This is a genomic window from Acinetobacter sp. 243_ASPC, from assembly GCF_001054715.1.
In the GTDB taxonomy this organism is placed as follows: Bacteria; Pseudomonadota; Gammaproteobacteria; order Pseudomonadales; family Moraxellaceae; genus Acinetobacter; species Acinetobacter soli.
Genome location: NZ_JVOR01000093.1, coordinates 1 through 2,073, shown reverse-complemented (window position 1 = coordinate 2,073; position 2,073 = coordinate 1). Strand labels below are relative to the sequence as shown.

Genomic DNA, 2,073 nt, shown 5'->3' with positions numbered 1-2,073 from the left:
ATACGGTACTGGGCAGCACCACCGTTGCAAGCGATGGCACCTGGAGCTTCACGCCATCGACAGGCTTGGTGGACGGACCACACAGCATTACCACGACTGCGACGGATGCGGCAGGCAACACCAGCGCGGCCAGTGATGCACTGAACTTTACGGTAGACACCACGAATGTGGTGGTAAGCATCAACAAGGCGGTCGACAATGTTGGCAGCAAGGTCGGTGACCTGGCCAACAATGCTGCAACCGATGACACCACACCAACACTGGTGGGAACAGGTACAGCGGGAGCGATCGTGACGATCAGCGTCGATGGTGGCGCGGCGGTTGGCTCAGCGGTGGTGGATAGTAGCGGTAACTGGAGCTACACCTTACCAACACAAAGCGAAGGGTCACATAGCTATACGGCCACTGCGAGCAATGCGGCAGGAACACAAGGCAGCGCGAGTTTCAATCTGACGATTGACACCACGGCACCGAGCATTCCGAGCATTGGTCTGGTGAGTGACGATGTGGGTCTGGTACAAGGTCCGCTTGGCAACGGTGCCAGCACGGATGACACCACACCGACACTCAGTGGTACAGGCGCGACACCGGGTGATGTGATCAAGGTATATGACGGCAATGATGTGGTGGGCAGTGTCACGGTAGGAGCAGATGGTCGCTGGAACTACACCATCCCGGCACCTGGCTTGACCGAAGGTCCGCACAACCTAAGCGTGACTGCGACCGATCCTGTGGGCAACGAAAGCGGCAAGAGCGATCCGTTTACAGTTAATGTGGATCTGACCGCACCGACCGCGACAGCAAGTCTGGTGAGCATTACCCAAGACACCGGCAGTTCAGGCAGTGACTTTGTGACCAGCGACAACACCTTGGTGTTCAACCTGAGCACGACAGGCACGCTGGCGTCAGGCGAATATGTACAGATTTCACTCAATGGCGGTGCAACCTGGATCAATGCAGTCCAAGGCAGTGGCAACAGCTGGAGCTATGACAACACAGGCAATACACTTGCCGATGGCAGCTACAGCATCCAGACCCGCGTGGTGGATGCAGCTGGCAATACCGGTACTGCGGCGACACAAGTGATCGTGGTGGATACCCAAGCTCCGACCGCCGACAACAGCATTAGCCTGACTGGCTATGCAGACGATGTTGCGCCGAATACAGGAGACTTCGGTACAGGCACCACGACCAACGACACCTCACCATTGCTCAAAGGTACAGTGACAGGTCTTAAAGAAGGCGATAGCGTACAGATTTATGAAGGCACTACTTTACTGGGTACAGCAACCGTCACCGGTGGAAGCTTCAGTTACCAGTTGAGCAATGTCAGCGAAGGACCACACAGCTACACTGCTGCGATTGTAGATCAGGCCGGCAATGTGGGTACGACTTCAACAAGCTTCAACCTGACCGTAGATACCATCCCGCCATTGGCAAATGCAGTCACGGTGCTGGATCTGTACGATGATGTGGGCGCGATTCAGGGCACCATCAGCAACAGTCCAGATAGTCTGACCGATGACACCCGTCCGGCATATTCAGGAACGGCAGATGCCTCGGTAGCGATCGTGAAAGTCTACGACAATGGCGCATACCTAGGCAGTGCGACCGTGGGTACAGATGGCAAATGGAGCTTCACGCCAAGTACACCGATTGGTGCAGGACCGCACAGTTTCACCGCCAGTGGTGTGGATGCAGCAGGTAACGAAGGACCGCAAAGCGCGGCATGGCAATTCAAGGTGGTGGGTGCAGCCCCATCGGCGCCATCCATTCAGAGCGTGACAGATAATCAGGGTGATGTGACAGGAGATCTGCAGAAGAACCAGACCACAGATGACCGCACGCCGACCATCAGTGGTACCGGGCAAGTGGGTGCGGTGGTGACGGTATATGTTGACGGCACGGCAGTGGGTTCAACCACAGTGGCTTCAGACGGGACCTGGAGTGTGACCACGACGGATCTAGGTGCAGACGGCACCAAGAACCTGATTGCGAAACAGACCGATGGTGCAGGCCAGTCGAGCCCGGATTCAGGTGCTTATCCAATCGTACTGGATACCACAGCGCCAG

Annotated in this window: 1 protein-coding gene; it reads left to right on the top strand. The window is 56.4% G+C overall.

All coding sequences use genetic code 11. From position 1 onward, the window contains the following. Positions 1–2,073: Ig-like domain-containing protein (locus ADA42_RS12075; RefSeq protein WP_241485704.1), on the top strand; the 2,073-nt coding region annotated here is incomplete at both ends.